This is a genomic window from Metalysinibacillus jejuensis (assembly GCF_003057615.1).
In the GTDB taxonomy this organism is placed as follows: Bacteria; Bacillota; Bacilli; order Bacillales_A; family Planococcaceae; genus Metalysinibacillus; species Metalysinibacillus jejuensis.
Genome location: NZ_QAFW01000206.1, coordinates 1 through 261, shown reverse-complemented (window position 1 = coordinate 261; position 261 = coordinate 1). Strand labels below are relative to the sequence as shown.

General features: G+C 41.0%; 1 protein-coding gene. It reads left to right on the top strand.

Annotated features, from left to right (window positions below):
* On the top strand, positions 1–132 hold a 132-nt coding region (locus tag DDE80_RS14895; RefSeq protein WP_153060874.1), incomplete at its 5' end, for a zinc ribbon domain-containing protein.
* Between the last annotated feature and the right edge of the window lie 129 nt (positions 133–261).

Here is a 261-nt window from a genome sequence, read left to right as displayed (position 1 = left end):
TGTGGTGCAGAAAAACCTATGAAGCTATCTGAACGTACTTACCGTTGTTCATGTGGGTATGTGGCATATCGTGACTATAATTCAGCCATCAATATCAAAAATGAAGGCATTCGCCTATTGGCATTAACATAGAAACAAAAACTCTTGGAACAAGAGGGTTAGCTCGGTCAGTTTTCGTTGGCTAGTAAAAGCAACGATAAGTCGAGAAGCCCCCACTTCAATTAGACCGCAAGGTCAATAAGCTGTCTCTTATACACATCT